This is a genomic window from Bifidobacterium sp. M0404 (assembly GCF_016101415.1).
Lineage (GTDB): Bacteria > Actinomycetota > Actinomycetes > Actinomycetales > Bifidobacteriaceae > Bombiscardovia > Bombiscardovia polysaccharolytica.
In genome coordinates this window covers 64,842-71,582 of sequence record NZ_JACFQP010000005.1, presented here as the reverse complement: position 1 = coordinate 71,582, position 6,741 = coordinate 64,842, and the positions used below count along the sequence as shown (strand labels likewise).

At 56.6% G+C, this 6,741-nt stretch carries 4 protein-coding genes; all 4 read left to right on the top strand.

Annotation, left to right across the window (positions count from 1 at the left end; genetic code table 11):
• Window positions 1–139 precede the first annotated feature (139 nt).
• The 4 genes from H3T93_RS08695 (at window position 140) to H3T93_RS08680 (ending at window position 6,643) form a co-directional block, all read left to right on the top strand.
• Window positions 140–1,960, top strand: a complete 1,821-nt coding sequence (locus H3T93_RS08695) for a glycoside hydrolase family 13 protein (protein WP_144176669.1) — start codon at window positions 140–142, stop codon at window positions 1,958–1,960.
• Window positions 1,961–2,054: 94 nt separating this feature from the next.
• Entirely contained in the window at window positions 2,055–3,104 is a 1,050-nt protein-coding gene (locus H3T93_RS08690; protein WP_082097698.1) for an ABC transporter permease, read from the top strand.
• A 17-nt stretch (window positions 3,105–3,121) separates the two neighbouring features.
• Window positions 3,122–4,093, top strand: a complete 972-nt coding sequence (locus tag H3T93_RS08685; protein ID WP_110424939.1) for a carbohydrate ABC transporter permease — start codon at window positions 3,122–3,124, stop codon at window positions 4,091–4,093.
• 66 nt (window positions 4,094–4,159) lie between these two features.
• Entirely contained in the window at window positions 4,160–6,643 is a 2,484-nt protein-coding gene (locus tag H3T93_RS08680) for a glycoside hydrolase family 31 protein (RefSeq protein WP_144176670.1), read from the top strand.
• Window positions 6,644–6,741 lie beyond the last annotated feature (98 nt).

The following is a 6,741-nucleotide window of genomic DNA, read 5'->3' as shown; positions in this document are numbered from 1 at the left end:
TCAAGATCCAACAGGACGTCTACAACTCCTTCAAAAAGAACATGGACACCATCGGAGTCAACCTCAACAACAACAAATAAACAGATAAACAGAATATTCCGAGCAAACACCTTCCAAAGCAGAAACGAAGCGTAAGACCATGACATCCAGACAGCGTCCAAAGGTGCCTGACGACATCCAGACCAATGGGGCCACCCCCAACCCTTGGTGGGCCAATGCGGTGGTGTATCAGATTTACCCCCGCTCCTTCCAAGACACCAATGGGGATGGGTATGGTGACATCCCTGGTATTGCCAGGCGCCTGGACTATCTGGCCGAGCTTGGGGTGGATGCGATTTGGTTGAGTCCGGTCTACCAGTCGCCTCAGGATGATAACGGATATGACATCTCGGACTACCGACGGATCGATCCCATGTTCGGCAGTCTGGAAGACATGGATGAACTGATTGCTCAGGCCCACAATAAGGGGATCAGGGTGATCATGGACCTGGTGGTTAACCACACCTCGGATGAGCACGCGTGGTTCCAAGCCTCCCGCAACCGTGATCCGGCCTACGCAGATTGGTACTGGTGGCGACCGGCTCGCCCCGGCCACGAACCGGGTACGCCAGGTGCAGAGCCCAACAAGTGGGGTGGGAGTTTCGGGGGTTCCGCCTGGCAGTATGACCCTGTGCGGGGGGAATATTACCTGCACATCTTCTCACGTAAGCAGCCAGACCTCAACTGGGAGAATCCGGCCGTTCGCAAGGCGGTATACCAGATGATGAACTGGTGGATGGATCGCGGGATAGACGGCTTCCGCATGGATGTGATCACGTTGATTTCCAAGCTGGTGGATGCCCAAGGCCGCCTGCCCGGGGAATGCGGAGGTTCAATCCCTGATAATCCTCCGGGGGAGGAAGGCTATTCCAGTCCATGGCCCTTCTGCATGGACGGTCCCCGCCTGGACGAGTTTCTCAAGGAGATGCGTCAGGCTGTCTTCAATGGCCGTCAGGGCTACCTGACTGTGGGGGAGGGCCAGGGGATCACAGCAGCCCGCAGTGGACAGATAACCGACCCCGCCAGCGGCGAATTGGATATGCTCTTCCTCTTCGACCATATGGAGGTTGACCAGGCAGGTACCAAGTGGAACCAGATCCCCCTTCACCTGTGCGACCTGAAGAAGGCCATGTTCCGCCAGCAGGAGTCTGTCAGCAAGAAGGGGTGGGCGAGCCTCTATTTCAACAACCATGATCAGCCCCGCATCGTCTCCCGGTGGGGAGATACCTCCACCGAGGAACTAAGGGTTCGATCGGCCAAGGCTCTGGCCCTGCTACTTCACATGCATCGAGGGACTCCCTATATCTACCAGGGCGAGGAATTGGGCATGACCAATGCCGGATTCACTCGTCTGGACCAGTATCGGGACTTGGAATCCATCAATGCCTTCCATCAGAGGGTCGAAGAAGCCCACGTCCAGGATGCGGATTCGATGATGAGCTCCCTGGCCAAGGCAGGGCGGGATAATGCCAGGACCCCTATGCAATGGGATGGAGGCCGCTATGCCGGTTTCATGACTCCTGAGGCTGCTGTCGAGCCTTGGATCGCCGTCAACCCCAACAAATCACGGATCAATGCCGCTAGTGAGGTCGATGATCCTGATTCGGTCTTTTCCTTTTACAAGAGGTTGATTGACCTTCGCCACCGGAACCCTGTCATCTCGGCCGGTTCCTTCCAGCCGGTCGATGTTGAGGACGAGTACGTATATGCCTTCGTCAGAGTTCTGGGCGATCGCCGTCTACTGACCGTAGTCAATGTCTCCTCTCAACAAGCCACCTTGCCGGCACAGACGACTGGCCTTCTGAACGGAAATCTGAACGCTTCGCGTCTGGTCATATCGAACCTGGATGGAGCCGATCTCATGGTGGAACTGGCCCGAGGAATTCTGCCGCCTTGGGCGGCCTTCGCCATCGGTTTGTGAACGTCCGCTCCGGCTTTGCCGGGCGGACGGAATGAAAACAGTAACAAGGGTGCGGCAGTGCACCACGGAGGATCAGAGAATGGAGAGGAATGCCATGAGTGTCAACCAAAAGGGGGGTGGCGTGACTGGTCAGGCGGAGGAGGTTGCCCGGGCCGGTGTAACCCCTGAGAAGATAAAAGGCCGGAGTCTGGCAGAGAGCAAGGGCAAAGTCGACGTGATCGACAACCTGGAGGCACGCAGGCATGCCCCCCTTCCCATGCGGGTCGCCGACCATTTCCGGCGCTACTGGGAGATTTGGGTGTTCGTGCTGCCCTCCATATGTTTCGTGGCCCTTTTTTCATACGTACCTATGTATGGAATCCAGCTGGCCTTCCGCGAGTATGACATCACCAAAGGATTGACCGGTGGTAAGTGGGTAGGTTTCAAATACTTTCGACAGTTCTTCAACGACCCCATGTTTGTCGAAATCATCACCAATACCGTCCGCATCAGCCTGTGGACCCTGGTCATGGGTTTCATCGCACCAATAATCCTGGCCCTTTTGATCAACCAAATCGGCAGTTCAAAAATCAAGGGTTTCGTGCAGACGGTCACCTATATGCCCCACTTCATCTCGACCGTGGTCATGGTTGCCATGATCCAGATTTTTCTTTCTCCTGGCACCGGCCTTCTGGGTCGCTTCTTTGGCCGCACCAGCCTCATGGGGGTGCCGGGGGCTTTCACTCCCATCTACTGGATCAGTGAGGTCTGGCAGCACACTGGGTGGAACTGCATCATCTACTTGGCCGCATTGAGCTCGGTGGACCTTAGCCTGTATGAGGCCGCCAAAATCGACGGAGCCGGTCGTCTCCAGCTGATCCGCTACGTGGACATCCCAACTATCATGCCCACGGTTGGCGTCCTCCTCATCCTCCAGATGGGATCGGTCCTGGGCGTTGGTTTCGAGAAGGTCTGGCTGATGCAGAACACGTTGAATGTGACTGCTTCCGAGGTCATATCGACCTATACCTACCGAATAGGCATTCTGGACAACCAGTTCTCCTATTCGACAGCTATCGGCCTCTTCAATTCGGTGGTCAACTTCGTCTTCCTGGTGGCGGCCAACGCCTTCGCCAAGAGGGTCAGCGACACGAGCATCTTCTGAATAAGGGAGGAAGAGACATGTCATCTACACGGCAAAACGTAGACGGTTCCGCCGCCCTCGTGGCAGCTAAGAGGGGAAGATCTGACGTTCCCTTCAACAAACACAGGGGTCAGAGCAAGACCGCAGGGGATTGGGTGGTCGACATCATCATCGCTTTGATTCTGGTCGTTATTGTGTGTGTGGTAATCTACCCGCTTTGGTTCATTATCATTGCTTCTTTTTCTGATCCAACGGCGGTGGCCCAAGGCAAGGTCAACATCCTCCCACAGGGGTTCAGCTTGGGTGGCTACGCCAAGATTCTGGCCGATGACCGGATCTGGATCGGTTACAAGAACACCATCATATACACCTTCCTAGGTACGGCGGTCAACCTGATTGTGACCATACCGGCGGCCTTCGGACTCTCCCGCAGAGAGTTCAGACCTAGGAGGATCATCATGTTCCTCTTCGCGTTCACCATGTTCTTCAGTGGGGGCTTGATCCCCTCCTACCTCCTGATGAAACAACTGGGTCTGTTGAACAGCATGTGGATTTTCATCCTGCCGGGAGCATTTGGGGTTTATAACATGATCATCGCACGATCCTTCTTCGAAAGTTCCATACCTGAGGAGTTGCGTGATTCGGCCCGCGTGGATGGGGTTTCCTACTTCGGCTTCTTCTTTAAAATCGTTCTGCCCCTGAGCTCGGCCATCATTGCGGTGATAGGCCTCTATTGCTTCGTGGGCCACTGGAATGACTACTTCACTGGCTTGATTTACATCCGTAACCAAGAGAAACAACCCTTGCAGAACATCCTTCAGATGATTCTTCTGGCCAACCAGGTGACCCCAGGCTCGGGTAGCAGCATGTCTGCGGTCCAATCGCAGAACTTCGCCGACCAGATCAAGTTCGGAATCATCATCGTATCGACCTTGCCCCTCCTCGTTATCTACCCCTTCCTGCAGAAGTATTTCAACAAGGGTGTAATGATCGGGGCCATAAAGGGCTGAGTATGACCCCTTCCACCAGCCAACCACGGAAAGATCCGATTCAAGCACGAAAGCTGACAGAAAGCCATGAAGATAATCAACCCCCGCAGTCAGATGCCTATCCAGGCCCGTCCTCTCATGGGGCCTGAGACCGTCATTCAGGGAGATCGGTTCAGAATCGCCTTCCTTACTGATTCCATGGTCAGACTGGAGTGGTCAGATTGCGGCGTTTTTGAGGATCACTGCACTCAGATGGCCCTTGACCGGGCCTTTGAAGACCCAGCAGCCCTCCACCTGGACAGACGGTGTGAGGGGGATCGGCTGGTAGTCGAGACACCATACATAATCCTGGCCTACGACGGAGGGCCCTTCAGCCGTGAGGGATTGCAAATCAAAGTCAAGGGAATGGACGGCTACTGCAGTACCTGGCACTATGGGGACGACCAGCATGCCAATCTGGGCGGGACAGCCCGGACCCTGGATGGGGCGGACGGCTCCACCAAGCTGGATATCGGCGTCAACTCAACGGACGGATGGGCCCTCATCGATGACTCGTCCTCCAACTTGATTATGGCCCCGGACGACCCTGATCTTCCCGAAACGCTCAAGGGGGCTGATCGGGTGCTCATCCTGCCTCGAAAGCACCAAGAAATCGATCTTTACTTTTTCGGTTATGGTCACCGCTATCGCGAGGCTGTTCGTGACTTCTACCGCTTGACCGGCCCCACGCCACTGCTGCCCCGTTTTGCTCTCGGCAACTGGTGGAGCCGCTACCATCGGTATACAGCAGACGAGTACCTGGCCTTGATGGACAGATTCGAACAGGAGGGTCTGCCCTTCACCACCGCCGTCGTCGATATGGATTGGCACCTGACCCAGGTGGATTCCAAATATGGCACGGGCTGGACCGGATACACATGGAACAGGGACCTCTTCCCGGACCCGGCCGCCTTCTTGGGTGGGCTGCACAGCAGGGGGATGAAGGTCACCCTCAACGTACACCCCCGTGACGGAATCCGTCCCTTCGAAGATCCCTACCGCCAGGTATGCGCTGACATGGACAGGGATCCGACCGGGAATAAAGCCGTGGAATTCGACTTGACCGACCCCAAGTTCGTCGAGGCCTATTTCCATATGCACCATGACCTGGAGGAGCAGAGGGTGGACTTCTGGTGGATCGATTGGCAACAGGGAAGCGTCTCCAAACTAGTTGGCCTTGATCCTCTCTGGTTACTGAACTTCCTCCACTATGTCGACAGCGGGCGGTCGGGGCGCTGGCCTATGACTTTCTCCCGTTATGCCGGTCCGGGTTCCCACCGCTACCCTATAGGGTTCTCGGGGGATACGGTGGTGAGCTGGGACTCCCTGCGTTTCCAGCCCTATTTCACGGCTACGGCTTCCAATATCGGCTATGGGTGGTGGTCGCATGACATCGGCGGCCACATGCTCGGTTACCGGGATGAGGAACTGGAGGCCCGGTGGTATCAGTTGGGCACGTTCAGCCCGATCAACCGTCTGCACTCCTCGTCCTCGCTTTTCAATGGGAAGGAGCCCTGGAACTTCCACCAACCGACACGAGGAGTCATGGAGGATTTCCTCAGGCTGCGCCAGGCACTCCAGCCTTACCTATATACGATGAACTGGCGTAACGCCGCACTGGGCAAAGAACTGATAGAGCCCATGTATTGGGGGGACCCGGAGACTGCGGAGGCCTATCAGGTCCCGAACGAGTACCGCTTCGGGACCAGCCTGATTGTGGCGCCGGTCACCGACCCCATGGACCGTGACCTGATGAGGGCTCCTGCCGAGGTCTGGCTCCCGGAAGGCCAGTGGTTCGACTTCTTTACAGGCCGCCTTTATTTGGTGAATGGAGCCGATGGTGTACGCTTCAGGGCTTGGCGTCCCTTGGAATCCATGCCCGTCTTCGCTCCGGCAGGGGCCCTTGTTCCCCTCCTGGCGGACAATCGGTCCAACCGGACGCAGAACCCCGATTCCTTGCGGCTATTGGTCTTTCCTGGCGCTGATGGATCATTCACCATGCGTGAGGATGACGGACATTACCCCCAGGGAGGGGATTTGAGCGCCATGAAAACCGCCGATACCACAATCAGTCTGGATTGGGACAAGCCCTGCCTGCGCATTTGTGCCGTACGTGGCGAATCCGGCCTGGTGCCCGCCAGCAGGCGATGGCAGGTGGTCCTCCGCGGCGTGCTGCCGGCACGTGTCCAGGTGGACGGGGTCGTCTGTCGTGCCGACTACGATCCGGATACCTTGAGTTTGGTTGTTACCCTGCCCGAGCGTCCCGTTGGGCAGGATCAGGTTCTGACCTTTCCTGAAGGTTTGCATCTGGCGGATAACCCTGTCCGAAAGGACGTTTTCGACATCTGTCAGTCTGCCCAAATCGCAAACTCCCTGAAGGACAGGGTCTATGACCTTGTCTGTTCGAGCGGGGTAGGGGCCCTGAGATCCTTGGAAACCTTGGAGTATACCAGGTCGAACGGAGACAGACAGGTCCTGTCGGGTGAATTCCTGTCGGCTCTCCAAGAGGTCCTTCTGAGGGCTGTCTGCTAAGATTCCGGTCGCCCTTCATGCAGTACCTGACTAGCCGGGCGGATGTGCGCTATCCGTCGCGGAATGTCCTCCAGACGGGGCTCCCATATCGAAGGAGC

Coding starts and splice junctions, on each gene's coding strand:
- H3T93_RS08695 (WP_144176669.1), top strand. CDS start 140: ATGACATCCAGACAGCGTCCAAAGGTGCCTGACGACATCCAGACCAAT.
- H3T93_RS08690 (WP_082097698.1), top strand. CDS start 2,055: ATGAGTGTCAACCAAAAGGGGGGTGGCGTGACTGGTCAGGCGGAGGAG.
- H3T93_RS08685 (WP_110424939.1), top strand. CDS start 3,122: ATGTCATCTACACGGCAAAACGTAGACGGTTCCGCCGCCCTCGTGGCA.
- H3T93_RS08680 (WP_144176670.1), top strand. CDS start 4,160: ATGAAGATAATCAACCCCCGCAGTCAGATGCCTATCCAGGCCCGTCCT.